Source organism: Desulfurivibrio alkaliphilus AHT 2, from assembly GCF_000092205.1.
GTDB classification, from domain to species: domain Bacteria; phylum Desulfobacterota; class Desulfobulbia; order Desulfobulbales; family Desulfurivibrionaceae; genus Desulfurivibrio; species Desulfurivibrio alkaliphilus.
This window is the reverse complement of the sequence record NC_014216.1, coordinates 1,664,672-1,678,827: the sequence shown is the minus strand read 5'-3', so window position 1 is coordinate 1,678,827 and position 14,156 is coordinate 1,664,672. Positions and strand designations below refer to the sequence as shown.

The 14,156-nt window shown below is 62.9% G+C and carries 14 protein-coding genes and 1 pseudogene; 5 read left to right on the top strand and 10 right to left on the bottom strand.

From position 1 onward, the window contains the following. Window positions 1-52: 52 nt before the first annotated feature. The 6 genes from DAAHT2_RS07245 to DAAHT2_RS07220 all read right to left on the bottom strand — a co-directional run bounded on the left by DAAHT2_RS07245 (window position 53) and on the right by DAAHT2_RS07220 (window position 7,167). Entirely contained in the window at window positions 53-1,543 is a 1,491-nt protein-coding gene (locus DAAHT2_RS07245) for a Ni/Fe hydrogenase subunit alpha (protein ID WP_013163642.1), read from the bottom strand. A 33-nt stretch (window positions 1,544-1,576) separates the two neighbouring features. Beyond that, window positions 1,577-2,113, bottom strand: coding sequence for an NADH-quinone oxidoreductase subunit B family protein (locus DAAHT2_RS07240; RefSeq protein ID WP_013163641.1), 537 nt, complete (start codon window positions 2,111-2,113; stop codon window positions 1,577-1,579). After that, window positions 2,110-2,832, bottom strand: coding sequence for a bidirectional hydrogenase complex protein HoxU (gene hoxU, locus DAAHT2_RS07235; RefSeq protein WP_013163640.1), 723 nt, complete (start codon window positions 2,830-2,832; stop codon window positions 2,110-2,112). Before hoxU ends, DAAHT2_RS07240 begins: the two co-directional genes overlap by 4 nt. Continuing rightward, window positions 2,829-4,634: a NuoF family protein gene (locus tag DAAHT2_RS07230; protein WP_013163639.1), complete on the bottom strand. Its 1,806-nt coding sequence runs from the start codon at window positions 4,632-4,634 to the stop codon at window positions 2,829-2,831. The genes hoxU and DAAHT2_RS07230 overlap by 4 nt, the downstream gene beginning before the upstream one ends. Beyond that, the gene (locus tag DAAHT2_RS07225) at window positions 4,631-5,158 is read right to left on the bottom strand and encodes an NAD(P)H-dependent oxidoreductase subunit E (protein WP_157861438.1); all 528 of its coding nucleotides are present in this window, start codon (window positions 5,156-5,158) and stop codon (window positions 4,631-4,633) included. The genes DAAHT2_RS07230 and DAAHT2_RS07225 overlap by 4 nt, the downstream gene beginning before the upstream one ends. A 170-nt stretch (window positions 5,159-5,328) precedes the next feature. Beyond that, window positions 5,329-7,167: a DEAD/DEAH box helicase gene (locus tag DAAHT2_RS07220; protein WP_013163637.1), complete on the bottom strand. Its 1,839-nt coding sequence runs from the start codon at window positions 7,165-7,167 to the stop codon at window positions 5,329-5,331. On the opposite strand from DAAHT2_RS07220, the gene DAAHT2_RS14635 reads away from it, so the two are divergent. The 5 genes and pseudogenes from DAAHT2_RS14635 to DAAHT2_RS07205 all read left to right on the top strand — a co-directional run bounded on the left by DAAHT2_RS14635 (window position 7,151) and on the right by DAAHT2_RS07205 (window position 11,299). Further along, on the top strand, window positions 7,151-7,333 hold the full coding sequence (locus DAAHT2_RS14635; RefSeq protein WP_157861437.1) for a hypothetical protein: 183 nt from the start codon (window positions 7,151-7,153) through the stop codon (window positions 7,331-7,333). The genes DAAHT2_RS07220 and DAAHT2_RS14635 overlap by 17 nt on opposite strands. Window positions 7,334-7,368: 35 nt before the next feature. Then, a pseudogene (locus DAAHT2_RS15400) lies at window positions 7,369-7,719 on the top strand (phosphomannomutase); the annotation flags it as partial. Continuing rightward, the gene (locus DAAHT2_RS07215) at window positions 7,696-8,769 is read left to right on the top strand and encodes a phosphohexomutase domain-containing protein (protein WP_435051040.1); all 1,074 of its coding nucleotides are present in this window, start codon (window positions 7,696-7,698) and stop codon (window positions 8,767-8,769) included. The pseudogene DAAHT2_RS15400 and the gene DAAHT2_RS07215, both read left to right, overlap by 24 nt. Beyond that, the gene (locus DAAHT2_RS07210) at window positions 8,763-10,181 is read left to right on the top strand and encodes a mannose-1-phosphate guanylyltransferase/mannose-6-phosphate isomerase (protein WP_013163635.1); all 1,419 of its coding nucleotides are present in this window, start codon (window positions 8,763-8,765) and stop codon (window positions 10,179-10,181) included. The genes DAAHT2_RS07215 and DAAHT2_RS07210 overlap by 7 nt, the downstream gene beginning before the upstream one ends. A 98-nt stretch (window positions 10,182-10,279) precedes the next feature. Beyond that, entirely contained in the window at window positions 10,280-11,299 is a 1,020-nt protein-coding gene (locus DAAHT2_RS07205) for a phospholipase D-like domain-containing protein (RefSeq protein WP_013163634.1), read from the top strand. 37 nt (window positions 11,300-11,336) lie between these two features. On the opposite strand, the gene DAAHT2_RS07200 is transcribed toward DAAHT2_RS07205, so the two are convergent. The 4 genes from DAAHT2_RS07200 to DAAHT2_RS07185 all read right to left on the bottom strand — a co-directional run bounded on the left by DAAHT2_RS07200 (window position 11,337) and on the right by DAAHT2_RS07185 (window position 14,148). Further along, window positions 11,337-11,909, bottom strand: a complete 573-nt coding sequence (locus DAAHT2_RS07200; RefSeq protein WP_013163633.1) for a Uma2 family endonuclease — start codon at window positions 11,907-11,909, stop codon at window positions 11,337-11,339. A 345-nt stretch (window positions 11,910-12,254) separates the two neighbouring features. Beyond that, window positions 12,255-12,566: a HigA family addiction module antitoxin gene (locus DAAHT2_RS07190; protein WP_013163631.1), complete on the bottom strand. Its 312-nt coding sequence runs from the start codon at window positions 12,564-12,566 to the stop codon at window positions 12,255-12,257. A 15-nt stretch (window positions 12,567-12,581) separates the two neighbouring features. Continuing rightward, entirely contained in the window at window positions 12,582-12,863 is a 282-nt protein-coding gene (locus DAAHT2_RS14305; protein WP_013163630.1) for a type II toxin-antitoxin system RelE/ParE family toxin, read from the bottom strand. 46 nt (window positions 12,864-12,909) lie between these two features. Continuing rightward, on the bottom strand, window positions 12,910-14,148 hold the full coding sequence (locus tag DAAHT2_RS07185) for an ATP-binding protein (protein WP_013163629.1): 1,239 nt from the start codon (window positions 14,146-14,148) through the stop codon (window positions 12,910-12,912). Between the last annotated feature and the right edge of the window lie 8 nt (window positions 14,149-14,156).

The following is a 14,156-nucleotide window of genomic DNA, read 5'->3' as shown; positions in this document are numbered from 1 at the left end:
GGGGTGCCGCAACCGGATGCGCCCCATGACCACTTGCCCGTGCCCCCCTTGCTCAGTTACCTCGGTTTAGTTGGTGGATCAACGCCCCTCTTCTTGTACGAAGTTCCACCGCCAGGGGCATTTGCCCCAAGGCGTGAGTGGAGCAGCTCAGGCAGGGGTCGTAGCAGCGCAACACCGCTTCGATGCGGTTGAGCAGTCCCTCCCTGATCTCCTTATTCTCGGCGATTTCCCTGCTTTCCGCCCGCTTTCCGCTTTCCCCGTCATTTTCCCCGTTACCGTTGATGAAGGCCCGGGCCGCCTGCTTTAACCCTCGCTGGATGGCCAGGCTGTTGTGGCCGGTGGCGATCATCATGTTAACCGCGCTGATTCGCCCCTGCTCATCAATCCGGTAGTGGTGGATCAGGGTGCCCCGCGGTGCTTCACAGATTCCCACCCCTTCCGGGGCGTTGGCCCCGGCGGTGGCTCGGACCCGGGGGTCGTAAATGGTGTCGTCGGCCAGCAATTGTTGGATTTTCTCCAGCCCGTGGATAATCTCGATCAAGCGGGCGTAGTGGTAGTGAAAGGAACTGGTCACCGGCCCTTGGGGGGATAGTTCCCGGAAGGCCGCCAAGGCCTCGTCGGCCAGGGGGGTGCCGCAGCGCCGGGCGGCATTGAGCCGGGCCAGGGGCCCCACCCGGTACAGGCCGGCTTCCGGCCCCTGGGGGCGGTGGTAGGGGGATTTGAGATAGCTGTCAGCTTCGCTCTGTTCCGCCAGCTGCTGCTGGTAGCGCAGCGGGTCCGCTTCGCTGAACAGTTCCTCTCCTTGCTGGTCGAGCAGGCGCAGGGGGCCGTCGTAGTATTCCAGTTGTCCCGCCTCCCCGGCCAGGGCCAGCCAGCCGCTGGGAAAGTTGGCGAAATGGGCGATTTCGGCGGTGAAATTCTCCAGCACCCCTTGCAGGAGAACCAGGTTGTTTTGGGCCGCCTGCAGCATGCCCGGCAGTTCGGCGGCGATGGCCGCGCCGTTTTCCCGGCTTAAAGGGCGGCTGACCCCGCCGGGCACCACCCAGTCGGGGTGAATCCTTTTACCGGCCAGCCGTTCGATGAGCTGCTGGCCGAAGCGGCGCAGGGCGATACCCTCTTTGGCCACCTCGGGCCGGGCGGCGGCCAGGCCGAAAATGTTGCGCTGTTCCGGCGCGGCATCCATCCCCAGCAGCAGATCCGGCGAGGCCAGGTGAAAGAAACTCAAGGCGTGGGACTGCACCAGTTGGCCGTAGTTGAGCAGTTGGCGCAGCCGCACCGCCGCCGGAGGAATCCGCACCGCCAGCAACTCGTCGCAGGCCTTGGCCGAGGCCAGCAGATGACTAACCGGGCAAATCCCGCAGGTGCGGGCGGTAAGCGATGGCATTTCCGCCAGTGGCCGCCCCACGCAAAAGGCTTCAAAACCCCGCAACTGGGTGACATGCAGGCGGCAATCCTCCACCAGGCCCCGGTCGTCCAGGGTGATGGTGATCCGGGCGTGGCCCTCGATACGGGTGACCGGGTCGATGGTGATGGTTTTGGGCAATTTCCTTCCTCGATATAGATATAAGGGTAATCGTCAGCCGAATTTGAGGGTTGGTAGCTCGGACAGCGTTTCCCCATCCAGCACCGCCGTCAAGGCCCGGACAATGGCCGCCGGCGGCGGTGGGCAGCCGGGCAGAAACAGGTCCACCGCAATCACCCGGTGCAGCGGCAGGCTGTGTGTCAGCAGTGGCGGCACATTGCGGTCGGGCGGGGCCGCCGCCGGGCCGTCGGCTTGTTGCCGGTAGACCAGATCCAGCAGTTGCTCATTATCCAGCCGGTTGCGCAGCGCCGGTACATTGCCTTGGCAGGCGCAGTCGCCCAGGGCCACCACCAGCCGGCTGTGCGCCCGCACCAGCCGGGCCTTGGCCTCATCCTCGGGGGTGCTCACTGCTCCTTCCAGCAGGGCCAGATCCACCCGGTCGGGAAACTCCTTGCGATCCACCAGGGGGCTGTAGGCCAACTCCAGCCGGGGCGCCAGTTCCAGCAGCAGCTCATCCATGTCCAGAAAGGACATGTGGCAGCCGGAGCACCCATCCAACCAAACCGTGGCTACTCGCAACCTGCCGCTCATCTCTCTTCCTCTTCTTTGCGCATGGCGGTTAATAGCGGCAGGTGCAGATGGCGCTTAACCATCTCGCCGGTCGCCTTGCCCTTTTCAAATAACGCCCCGGTGGGGCAGACCTGGACGCACTTGCCGCAGGCGGTGCAACTTTCCGCCTCGCCCCAGGGCTGGTTAAGGTCGCTGATGATCGCCGCCTTAAGCCCCCGGCCCATCACATCCCAGGTGTGGGCCCCCTCGATCTCGCCGCAGACCCGCACGCAGCGGGTGCAGAGCACGCAGCGGTTGCGGTCCAGTCCGAAACGGGGGTGGGAGGCATCCACTTCCCGCCGGGGGTAAAGGGCGGGAATTTCCAGATGATCCACCCCCAGTTGCAGGGCCAGTTCCTGCAGCTCGCAGTGGCCGTTGACCACGCAGACGGCGCAGACGTGATTGCCCTCGGCCAGCATCAGTTCCAGGATCAATCGCCGCCGGCGACGAAGCTCGGGGGTGTCGGTGGTCACCCGCATCCCCTCTGCCGGATGGGTGACGCAGGCCGGCAGCGGCCGGGGGGCGCCCTCCACCTCAACCATGCAGATACGGCAACCGCCCACCGGGTGCAAGCCGTTGAGGTGGCAGAGGGTGGGAATAAAAATCCCGTTTTCCTGCGCCACTTCCAGGATGGTCTGGTTTTCATCGGCGCCGCAGTCCCGTCCGTCGATCTGCAGGGTGATTACCCGCCCGCCGCTCATTTTTTTACCTCTTGTGGCCCTTGTTGTGGGCTTTGGCTGCCATCGGTCTCATTGCTCTTTCCGGTATTGTCGACCAGCAACTGCTCATATTCCCGCCGGAAAAAGCGCAGGGTGCTGAGCACCGGGTTGGCCGCGCTCTGACCCAGGCCGCAGAGGCTGGTCTGTTGCAGCAGGTGGCAGAGTTCCTCCAGTTGCCCCAGGTCGGCGGCGGTTCCCTCGCCACGGCCGATCTTTTCCAGCAGCAGCAGCACCTGGGTGGTGCCCACCCGGCAGGGGGCGCACTTGCCGCACGATTCTTCGACGCAAAACTCCATGAAAAAACGGGCCACATCCACCATGGCGGCCCCCTCATCCATGATGATCATGCCGCCGGAGCCCATGATGGAGCCTTCCGCCTGCAGCGACTCGTAATCCACCGGCAGGTGAAAATGTTCCGCCGGAATGCAGCCGCCGGAGGGGCCACCGGTCTGCACCGCTTTAATGCCGCCCACCTCCCCGCTGCCCATTTCATGGACGATCTCATGGATGCTGATGCCCATGGGCACTTCGATCAGGCCGGTGTTTTTAATTTTGCCGGCCAGGGCAAAGACCTTGGTGCCCTTGCTTTTTTCGGTGCCCAGGGCGGCAAACCAGTCGGCGCCGCGATTGATGATGGCGGCCACATTGGCCAGGGTTTCCACGTTGTTGATCAGGGTGGGGCAGCCCCAGAGACCGTGCTCGGCGGGGTAGGGCGGCCGGGGCCGGGGCTGGCCGCGGCGCCCTTCGATGGAGGCCAGAAGAGCGGTTTCCTCGCCGCAGACAAAGGCCCCGGCCCCCAGGCGGATTTCCACCTGGAAGTTGAAGGCGCTGCCGCCGATGTTGCGGCCCAGCAGCCCCCGTTTTTCCGCCTGAACGATGGCCTTGCGCAGCCGTTCCACCGCCAGGGGGTATTCGGCCCTTACATAAAGGTAGCCGAAATCGGCTCCCACCGCGTAGGCGGCAATGGCCATCCCTTCCAGCACCCGGTGGGGGGCGCATTCCAGCACGCTGCGGTCCATGAAGGCGCCGGGGTCGCCCTCGTCGGCGTTGCAGATTACGTACTTGCGCGGGCCGTCGGGTCGGTCCGCCGCGGTGGCGCCGGCGCTTTGCCGGCTGCTGCGCCCGGCCTGGGGAACAAAGGCGCCAGCCTTGGCCACAGTGGACCACTTCAGGCCGACGGGGTAGCCGCCGCCGCCGCGGCCCCGCAAGCCACTGCGGGTGATCTCATCGATGATCTCCACCGGGCGGCGATGGTGCAGGCAATCGAGCAGGGCCCGGTAGCCGCCGGCGGCCAGGTAGGACTCGATTCGTTCCGGGTCGATGTTTTCAAACTGCTCCAGCACCACCTTGACCTGGCGGCGGAAAAACGGTGCGCTGAGGTCGCATCTTTTGGCCGCCAGAGAAGAAGCGGTGGAACCGGCGGCAACAGTGGGCGGATCACTTTTTTGTTGTTCCAGGTAAGCGACCAGGGCCGGGGCATCGGCCGGGGTCAGCTCTTTAAACAGAAACGCTGTTTCCGCGCCGGCTCCGGAATTTTCGGCCGGAACCGGTCCTGATTGCACCATCACCAGTGGCCCCCGTGAGCAAAGCCCCATGCAGCCCACCCCCTCAATCCGCAAATTTGCCTCGGGCCTGGCCGCCGCCTCTTGCTCGATGGCCTTCAGCACCTCCCGGCTGCCGCAGGATAGACAGCCGCTGGCGGTGCAGACCCCGATTCGGTGCTTGGCAGCGCTTTTGGCTTGCAGTTCCTCGGCGGCAATGCGTTGCAGTTCTTCCGGGTTCATGGCTGTTCCTCATCGCTACCCGGCCCCGCGCTGTTTAGCCCTGCCAGTTGCCGGTGAATAGCGCTCTCCTCGGCCTGGCCCACCACCTGATCGTCGATCACCACCGCCGGGGCCTGGCCGCAGGCACCCACGCAGCGGGCGGTGAGCAGGGAAAGGCGGCCGTCGGCGGTGGTTTCGCCGGGGCTTACCTGTTGTTCGCGGCTGATGGTTTGCAGCAACCGGTCGGCGCCCTTGATGTAACAGGCGGTGCCCAGGCAGACCACGCAGGTGTGGCGCCCTTTGGGTTTGAGGTGAAAAAAATGATAAAAGGTGACCACCCCGTAGATCTTGCTCAACGGCAGTTGCAGGGCGGCGCCGATGGCCCGCATGGCGGCTTCATCGATGTAGCCGTAGGCGCGCTGCACGGCATGCAGGGCCTCGATTAAACCGCCGGCGCGGTAGCCGTTGCGGCGCATGGCGGCCTCCACCGGCCGCCAGCGTTTATCGGCGGCGGTGTTGGTAACTGGCCGGGGGGCGGATGGCATATTTTTCTCCGCTAACGCATGCTTCCCCATGGCTGAAAAAACTTGCCCTGGGATTTCCATCTTTAAGTAGGTGGGCGGGGAGGCAATGACCATGTCTTGCCTCCCTTGGCATACCTGTTAGGAAATAATTCTAGCGGAGGAGGGTATGGGTGTCAATGGCCCGCCAGCGTTCAGCGGCGTTTGCCGCCTTTGCGCGGTTCGCTGCGATTGGTGCGGGGGTAGCGGCGGACTCCGGTGCGGGGCCGTGGCGGTTTGCCCGCCCGGCCACTGGGGCCGGCCTTTGCCTTGGCGCCCTCGGGCAGAGGCTCGCCGTCGGGGCGCAGGTAGAGCTGGCGGCTGCGAATCCAGACCTTTTCCAGGTGCCGCACCAGAGGCTGGGGCAGATCGTGGGGCAAATCGACCAGGCTGAAAAAATCGTAAATCTTGATGGCGCCGATCTCGCGACTGCTGAGGTTGGCCTCGTTGGTGATGGCCCCGACGATGTTGCCCGGCTCCACTCCGTGCTGGCGGCCAACTTCAATGCGGTAGCGCCGCCACTGATCATGACTCCGGTCGTGCTGGCGCTCTTGGTCCCGTTCCCGGGAATGCTCACGGCGCTGCGGCTCCCGTTCCCATTTTTTGCCGCCGCCGGCCAAGGCGGAATCGTCTTCCCGGGATGACGCTCGGCCCTCCGGTTCGGCCGGGGCCTGCAGGGGGCGCTCCTGCTGGAGCAGCCAGCTTAAGGCGGCGGCGATCCGCCGGGGGTCGACGTCTTGCTCCTGCTGGTAGTCGTCGATCAACTCTTCAAAAAAATCCAGTTCCTGCTGGGCCATTACCTCGCTGATCTTTTCCTTGAAGAGGCTGACCCGCCGGTCGCTGATATCCTGGCGGCTGGGCAGGCTGATGGGGGCGATCTTCTGGCCGCTGGCCTGCTCGATGGCCGCCAGCAGCCGCCGCTCCCGCGGGGTAACGAAGATGATCGCCTTGCCCTGCCGCCCGGCCCGGCCGGTGCGGCCGATGCGGTGGATGTACGATTCGGTGTCGTAGGGCACATCGTAGTTGATCACGTGGGTGATCCGCGCCACATCCAGGCCCCGGGCGGCCACGTCGGTGGCCACCACGATATCCAGGGCGCCGCTTTTAACCTGTTCGATGGTCTTTTCCCGCATCTGCTGGGTCATGTCGCCGTTTAAGGCGGCGGCGGCAAAGCCCCGGGCCTCCAGCTTCTCGGCCAGTTCCACGGTGGCCACCTTAGTGCGGACAAAGACCAGCACCGCCTCGAACTCCTCGGCTTCCAGCAGGCGGGTCAAGGCGTCCAGCTTGTGCAAACCCTTGACCGCCCAGAACTGCTGGGTGATGGCGGCCATACTGGTGGTGGTGCGCTTGATTTTGATCTCCACCGGGTTTTTCAAATGCCGGTGGGCGATCTTGCGCACCGCCGTCGGCATGGTGGCGGAGAAGAGCGCCACCTGGCGCTCCTTGGGGGCGTGCTCCAAGATCTGTTCCACGGCGTCGATGAAGCCCATCTTGAGCATCTCGTCGGCCTCGTCCACCACCACCGCGCTGAGCCGCTCCAGCCTCAGGGTGCCCCGGCGCAGGTGGTCCTGGATACGACCCGGGGTGCCCACCACCACCTGGGCGCCGCGTTGCAGGCGGCGCAACTGCAGGGTCATGTTCTGGCCGCCGTACAGCGGCAGCACCTGGAAGCCGGGCAGGTGGCGGGCGAAGCTCTGCATGGCCTCGGCCACCTGCAGGGCCAGCTCCCGGGTGGGGGCCAACACCAGCAGTTGGGGATATTTTTTGTCGACCTCCAGTTGGCTGAGCAGGGGCAGGGAGAAGGCGGCGGTCTTGCCGGTGCCGGTCTGGGCCTGCCCCAGCAGATCGCGCCCGGCCAGCAGCGGCGGAATGCTTTCGGCCTGAATGGGAGTGGGGGTTTCAAAGCCAAGCTCATCCACCGCCCGGTGAATGGCCGGCGCCAGGGGCAACTGGGAGAAACTAAGAATATCCGTGAGAATGTCCGAATCAGTCATGGTAACCTTAAAAAAAGAAGTGGAGGGGTGGAGGGGGATAACCGTAACACCACATACTACTTTATTTGCCGGCAATAGAGAAGCGGAAAAGCAACCGATCATGGTGGCCATGGGTAAGGGGGCCTGCCTGCCGGCAGTGCTTGCCGTGGTTTTGAAAAAAGGCTAAGTTGATCCTTTTTCGTTAACATTTTCCCTGGCGGTGGCAGAGCAATGAGCTTGGCATGTTTTAAGGCTTACGATATCCGGGGGCGGGTACCCTCGGAGTTGGACGAGGAACTGGCCCGCCGCATCGGCCTGGCCTACGCGGCGGTGGTGGCGCCGCCGGGGCCGGTGGCGGTGGGGTGGGATATCCGGCTAAGCGGCCCTTCCCTGGCCCGGGCGTTGATTGACGGTCTTAATCGGGGGGGCGTGGATACCCTGGAGCTGGGCCAAGTGATCACCGAGGTGGTTTACCATGCCGCCGGCCGGGAAGGGGTAGGGGGCGGCATCATGGTCACCGCCAGCCATAACCCGGCGGATTACAACGGCATGAAGCTGGTGCGCCGGGGGGGCGTTCCGGTCAGCGGCGACAGCGGGCTTAACGAGATTGCGGCGTTGGTGGAGCAAGGAGAAGCGGCATCGGCGATGCCGGGGGAAGCAGCACCGGTATCGCAACCGGGGCGCAACCGCCCTTGGGAGGTCACCGCCGACTACGTTGCCCGGCTGTTGGAACTGGTCAGGGTGGATCGCCTCAAGCCCCTGCACCTGTTGGTCAATGCCGGCAACGGCGCCGCCGGGCCGATTTTCGACGCCATTGCCGCCCGGCTGCCCCTGCAAGTCAGCCGGATCAACCACCAGCCCGACGGCACTTTCCCCAACGGGGTGCCCAACCCGCTGTTGCCGACCAACCGGGAGGCCACCGCCGAGGCCGTCCGCCGCCACGGTGCCGATCTGGGGGTGGCCTGGGACGGCGACGGCGATCGCTGCTTTTTCTTCGACGAGCAGGGTAACTTTATTGAAGGCTATTACCTGGTGGGCCTGCTGGCGGCGCAGATACTGCGGCACAGCCCAGGCGCCAAAATCATCCACGACCCCCGGCTCTACTGGAACACCGTGGAGCTGGTGGAGCAGGCCGGCGGCGTGCCGGTGGCGAGCAAGACCGGCCACGCTTTCATCAAGGAGCGGATGCGGGCGGAAAACGCGGTCTATGGCGGCGAGATGTCCGCCCACCATTATTTCCGGGATTTCGCCTATTGCGACTCCGGCATGCTTCCCTGGCTGCTGGTGGTCGAACAACTCTCCTCGACCGACCGGCCCTTGTCCGCCCTGGTGGCGGAGCGGATCAACCGCTACCCCTGCAGCGGCGAGCTTAACTTCCGCCTTGCCGACCCGGCCGCCGCAAGGGCCGCAGTGACCCAATATTACCGCGAATTCGGGCCGGCGGAAGATTACACCGACGGCCTGAGCATGGATTTCGGTGCCTGGCGCTTTAACCTGCGCTCCTCCAACACCGAACCCCTGTTGCGCCTCAACGTGGAAACCCGGGGCGATGCCGCCCTGTTGCAGGAGCAGGTGGCGCGCCTGCAAGCCTTGATTCTTTCGGCAGGAGAAAAACAATGCTGATTCCCGTAATTCTCTCCGGCGGCTCCGGCACCCGGCTCTGGCCTCTGTCCCGCGAGCTTTATCCCAAGCAACTGCTGCCCCTGGCCGGTGAGCTGACCATGCTCCAGGAAACGGTGCGCCGCCTCGATGGTATTGATGGCCCCGGCGAGCCCCTGCCGCTGGCTCCCCCGCTGGTGATCTGCAACGAGGAACACCGCTTTCTGGTGGCCGAACAACTGCGCCGGATCGGGGTCGAGCAGGCCACCATCCTGCTGGAGCCGGTGGGGCGCAATACCGCCCCCGCCGTCACCTTGGCGGCCTTGAGCGCCGAGGCGGAGGATATTCTGTTGGTGATGCCGGCGGACCACGTGATCAAGGATCAGCTTGCGTTGCAGGCGGCGATCCGGCAAGGGCTGGCGCCGGCCAAGGCCGGCCGGCTGGTCACCTTCGGTATCGTGCCGGCGGCGGCGGAAACCGGCTACGGCTACATCAAGAAAGGCGAGGCCGCCGGCGATGCTTTCGCCATCGAACAGTTCGTGGAAAAACCCGATGCCGCCACGGCCCGCCGTTACCTGGCCAGCGGCGAATACCTGTGGAACAGCGGCATGTTTCTCTTCAGCGCCCGAACCTGGCTGGCCCGGCTGGAAGAGCAGGCGCCGGAAATGCTGGCGGCTTGCCGCCGGGCCTGGGCCGCCGGTAGTCGGGACCATGATTTTTTCCGGGTGGGCAAAGAGGATTTTGCCGCCTGCCCGGCGGATTCCATCGACTACGCGGTTATGGAAAAGGCCGGCGAGCAGGCGGTGGTGATTCCGCTGGCGGCGGGCTGGTCCGACGTGGGTTCCTGGTCGGCCTTGTGGGAGGTGCAGCCCCACGATGAACAGGGCAACGCCTGCCAGGGCGATGTCATGCTCTACCAGAGCGCCAACTCCTACTTTTACGCCCAGGAGCGCCTGCTGGTGGGGATCGGGGTGGAAAACCTGGTGGTGGTGGAAACCGCCGACACCGTCCTGGTGGCCCACAAAGACCGGGTGCAGGAGGTCAAGCAGATCGTCGGCGAACTCAAGGCCCGCAACCGTTGCGAACACCTTACCCACCGCCGGGTTTACCGCCCCTGGGGCAGTTACGAAGGGATCGACCGGGGCGAGCGTTACCAGGTGAAACGGATCACCGTCAACCCCGGCGCCTCCCTGTCGCTGCAGATGCACCACCATCGCGCCGAACACTGGGTGGTGGTGCGCGGCACGGCCCGGATCACCAGGGGCGAGGAGGTGATGCTGGTGGGCGAAAACCAATCCACCTACATCCCTCTGGGCACCCCGCACCGGCTGGAAAACCCCGGCAATATCCCGGTGGAGATGATCGAAGTGCAGTCGGGCAGCTACCTGGGCGAGGATGATATCGTGCGCTTTGAAGATAACTACGGGCGATTGTGAGGTTTTTTGGGGCGGGTTTGGCAATGGGGGCAAAAGGTTGGGAAAGGCCGAGAAAGGCAGGGCAAAGCGGGGCAAGGCAGATAAGGGGGCTGATGATCATGCAGAAAGTTAATGATGGTGGCAGGAAAATCGGCGGGAGTGAAGGGGGGAACGGGTGGCGGCGGCCTGGTGGTCGACCGGGGCGGTGGCGCCGGAGCCTGTGGCTTTGTTTGCTGCTGCTGGCCTTCGCCGGTTGGGGACCGGCGGCGGGGCCGGCCTTGGCTTCCCTGGCCGGCCAAGTCAATATCAACACCGCCGGGATGGCCGAGTTGCAGGAGCTGCCCTTTATCGGCGAGGTTCGGGCTCGGGCCATCGTCGATCTGCGCCGGGAGCAAGGGCCGTTTAGCGAGATCGAGGAGTTGCTGGCCAGCCCGGCCATCGGCCCCCGCACCCTGGAGGCGATTCGCCCCTACCTGGCCCTCTCCGGCTTGTCCACCCTTGATCGTGCCTCGGCGGATGAGGCTGTGGCGGATGAATCCGGCGCGTTGCTCGAGCCGCCGCCTGCCGGCGCCGATGGCCGGCCGGGAACACCGGCCGCGACCGATGAAACGGCCACGCCGGAAGCCCCGGCTTTGGCGGAAACCTTCAGCCTCCGGCGGGTGATAATCACCCGCCCCGGCGAGATCCAGGTGCTTTGCGACCAGGAATACTACCCCGCCCTGCTGCACCTGCTGCAAGGCGCGGCCCGGCGGGTGGAACTGGCCATGTTCGTCTTCCGGGCCACCGAGGCGGCGGGCAACCGCCCGGCCCGCATCGCCGAGGAACTGATCAACGCCGGCCGGCGCGGGGTGGAGGTAAAGGTCATCCTGGAACATTCGGCCTACGACGAAGAGCTTACCCAAGAGCACCGCCGCCTGGCCCGCAACCTGCGCCAGGGCGGGGTAGAGGTACGCTTCGGCCCCCGCGACACCACCACCCACAACAAGATCATCCTGATCGACGAACGTTTCACCCTGCTGGGCAGCCACAACCTCACCCATGCCGCACTGAGCCGCAACCACGAATGCTCCCTGCTCATCGACAGCCGTGAACTGGCCGCCCGCCTAAGCGCCTACCTCAGCCAGTTGCCCGCCAGTTAACCGGTCGGTGAAATTAATAAGCGGTGCGGTTTGCCTTTTAATCCACGTTGCGGAAAATCCGCTCCCGGGCGATTTCCAGCTCCAGGCTGGCCAGTGGCAGGGAGTGGGGCAGGGGCTGGTCGGCGATGAAGTCTCGCAGTTCCCAGAGGCCGGCCTGGTTGCGGCGGTAAAGCTCCATGCTGCGGCGGTCGGGGTCGATGAACAGGAATTCCTGCAGGGAGGGCAGGCGGCGGTAATAGGATGCCTTCTCCTTGCGGTCGAAGATTTCGTTGGAGGGTGAAAGAACCTCGGCCAGGAAAATCGGCGAGCACATGTACTGTTCGGCCCGGTGGTCGGCGGAGTCGCAGGTGACCATTACATCGGGGTAAAAATAAACCTCGTCGGCAACCACCTGCAGCCACATGTCCGCCATGTAGACCCGGCAGGGGGTGCCTTCCAGGGCGCGGTCAAGTTCGGCAAATAGGTTACCGGTCACGGTCACATGCCGCCGCGAGGCCCCGCCCATGGCGTACAGTTCACCACCGATAAACTCGTGTTTTTCCTGCTGGGGCGGTTCCCATTGCAGGTACTCGGCCGCCGTCATCAATTGTAGCGGTTGTGCTTGGCCCACCTTGCTACCTCCCTGTTTTGGGTGCTAGAACATGATCTTAGCGAAAGGGCGGGTGGGTGTCAACGCCGTTTGCTTCAGGCGCCGATTATTGCCAGCCGTTGGCTTTTGAAATCGATGGCCTGGTGCAGGGTGTTAAGCTCAAATTTCTCCCTGGCCGCCGGTTCTTGCTCATGGAGGAGGATGCCCATTAATTCAGCAAAAAAGTGACGGGCATCTTTCACCCGGTAACGCAGTGCGGCCTTGTTCGGATGGGGCCGATGAAACGTGGCACGGAGGCCATTGTTCCCGGGCCACCAGGTCCCCATAATTTGGAAAGCCCGAAGCTCTTTCGCCTTTGGGGTAGCATCAGCAGGCTGGATGGTTCTCCTGTTGGCGCCAAGGCCGAATTTTTGCCAGTGTCTGAGACAGGGCTTCTTTTGCCTTGGCAGCATCATAATCCATCTGCAAACCAATCCAGAACTCCTCGGACATACCGAAGAACCGTGACAGGCGAAGGCCGGTATCCATGGTAACCGCACGAGTCCCGGCCACAATCTCACCGATGCGCCGTTGTGGCACCCCGATTTCCTTAGCCAATCGGTATTGTGTAATCCCCATGGGTTTCAAAAACTCTTCCAGCAATATTTCTCCGGGATGGGGATAGGGAACTTTGCGCATGATCTACACTCCGTCTTAATGATAATCGACAATCTCAACACTTGCGGGGCCTTCCGGCGTCCACACGAAACAAATCCTAATCTGCCCATTAACGCGAACACTGTGCTGCCCGGTCCGGTTGCCTTTCAGTGCTTCTAAGCGATTGCCTGGCGGCACCCGCAGATCGTCAAGTGTAACCGCCCGGTTCAGCATTGCCAGTTTACGCATCGCAACAGACTCGATATTCACGAACCGCTTGACCCGTTGACCAGCGAAAAGACATTGCGTATCAGGACATTTGAACGATTTTATCGGCATGATTCATGCTAACGACACGAGATAGTATTGTCAAGCGTCTTTATATTTAAAAATAGCGGGCGGGGATCTGCAGAATATTGTCCGCCAAAAACTCTATTTTCTCTGAATTGTTAACCACAATACCGATATCGGCGCCGGTATCCGCCAAAAAGTTTCTCAAGGCGGTCAGGCTTCTCCGGTTAATCTGGTGGCCGAGTTTTACTTCGATGGGGATTATGCCGAAGGGGCCGTCGATGATCAGGTCGATCTCCGCTTTATCCCTTGTCCGGTAGAAATGAAACTCCAGCCCCGGGGTTAAGGTGCACTGAAATCCCCGGACGATCTCTTCGATCACGAAAGCCTCGAAGGAGTTGCCGGCGGCGGGGTGGACAAGCAGGGAGTCCAGGTCGTGGATTTTCAACAAATGATGAAGGATGCCCTGGTCCCGAAAAAACCCCTTGGGCATCTTCTGGACTTTTTTCAGCCGGTTTTTCTCGTAACTGGGTAAATTACGCCAGATAAAGGTGTTGTGTAGAATATCCAGGTATTCTTTAACGGTGACGGAGCTTATCTCCAGGGCCCTGGCAATTTCCGACCGGTTCAGGATATTGCCGGACTGAAAAGAGAGGCTTTGGATAAACAGACGAAAAGTGTGACGGTTGATTCTGGGAAAAAGTTGGCCGATGTCCCTTCTGATGTAGTCGGAAAAATACTCATCCATCCAGAGGCCGTGGAAGTCCGGGATATTGGCGCCTTTGATTCTCGGCTCCGGGTATCCCCCCAACAGCCATTGATCATCGACTTCCTGCCGACTCAGCACCGGCTGCAGGTTCGCCAACGCCTGGAGGTCCGGCCCCTTTTGCGTCAGAAGGTGGTAAATCGGCGCCAGCGGCCTTTCATGCAGTTCGCTGCCTTTAAAGGGCCATAGTTCAACGGTGGCAATCCGCCCGGCCAGGCTCTCTGCAAGCCCTTTGACAATCTCCGGAGAACTTGAGCCGGTGAGGATGAACCTGCCTGCCTCTTCCCGGTCTTGGTCGATCACGCCCCGCAGGACTTTGAACAGGTCGGGAAACTGCTGGGCTTCGTCAATAATGGTTTTTTCCGTCTGGCGGCTGAAAAAACCCAGCGGGTCGGAAGTGATAAGTTGATAATCGTCCGGCCGTTCAAGATCGTAATATTTCCAGTCGGGGCGAATATCCTGCACCAGGGTGGACTTGCCGCACTGGCGGGGCCCGATAACGGCAACAACCGGAAACATGGCCAGCAACCGGTCGATCTTTTCACTCAAAGCGCGCTTTTTTGCCATAGTATTTA

What these genes read in the sequence shown, in the direction of transcription:
- DAAHT2_RS07240 (WP_013163641.1), bottom strand. Translation starts at nt 2,113, where the DNA reads ATGAGCGGCAGGTTGCGAGTAGCCACGGTTTGGTTGGATGGGTGCTCC.
- hoxU (WP_013163640.1), bottom strand. Translation starts at nt 2,832, where the DNA reads ATGAGCGGCGGGCGGGTAATCACCCTGCAGATCGACGGACGGGACTGC.
- DAAHT2_RS07230 (WP_013163639.1), bottom strand. Translation starts at nt 4,634, where the DNA reads ATGAACCCGGAAGAACTGCAACGCATTGCCGCCGAGGAACTGCAAGCC.
- DAAHT2_RS07225 (WP_157861438.1), bottom strand. Translation starts at nt 5,158, where the DNA reads ATGCCATCCGCCCCCCGGCCAGTTACCAACACCGCCGCCGATAAACGC.
- DAAHT2_RS14635 (WP_157861437.1), top strand. Translation starts at nt 7,151, where the DNA reads ATGTCCGAATCAGTCATGGTAACCTTAAAAAAAGAAGTGGAGGGGTGG.
- DAAHT2_RS07220 (WP_013163637.1), bottom strand. Translation starts at nt 7,167, where the DNA reads ATGACTGATTCGGACATTCTCACGGATATTCTTAGTTTCTCCCAGTTG.
- DAAHT2_RS07215 (WP_435051040.1), top strand. Translation starts at nt 7,696, where the DNA reads ATGAAGCTGGTGCGCCGGGGGGGCGTTCCGGTCAGCGGCGACAGCGGG.
- DAAHT2_RS07210 (WP_013163635.1), top strand. Translation starts at nt 8,763, where the DNA reads ATGCTGATTCCCGTAATTCTCTCCGGCGGCTCCGGCACCCGGCTCTGG.
- DAAHT2_RS07205 (WP_013163634.1), top strand. Translation starts at nt 10,280, where the DNA reads ATGCAGAAAGTTAATGATGGTGGCAGGAAAATCGGCGGGAGTGAAGGG.
- DAAHT2_RS07190 (WP_013163631.1), bottom strand. Translation starts at nt 12,566, where the DNA reads ATGCGCAAAGTTCCCTATCCCCATCCCGGAGAAATATTGCTGGAAGAG.
- DAAHT2_RS14305 (WP_013163630.1), bottom strand. Translation starts at nt 12,863, where the DNA reads ATGCCGATAAAATCGTTCAAATGTCCTGATACGCAATGTCTTTTCGCT.
- DAAHT2_RS07185 (WP_013163629.1), bottom strand. Translation starts at nt 14,148, where the DNA reads ATGGCAAAAAAGCGCGCTTTGAGTGAAAAGATCGACCGGTTGCTGGCC.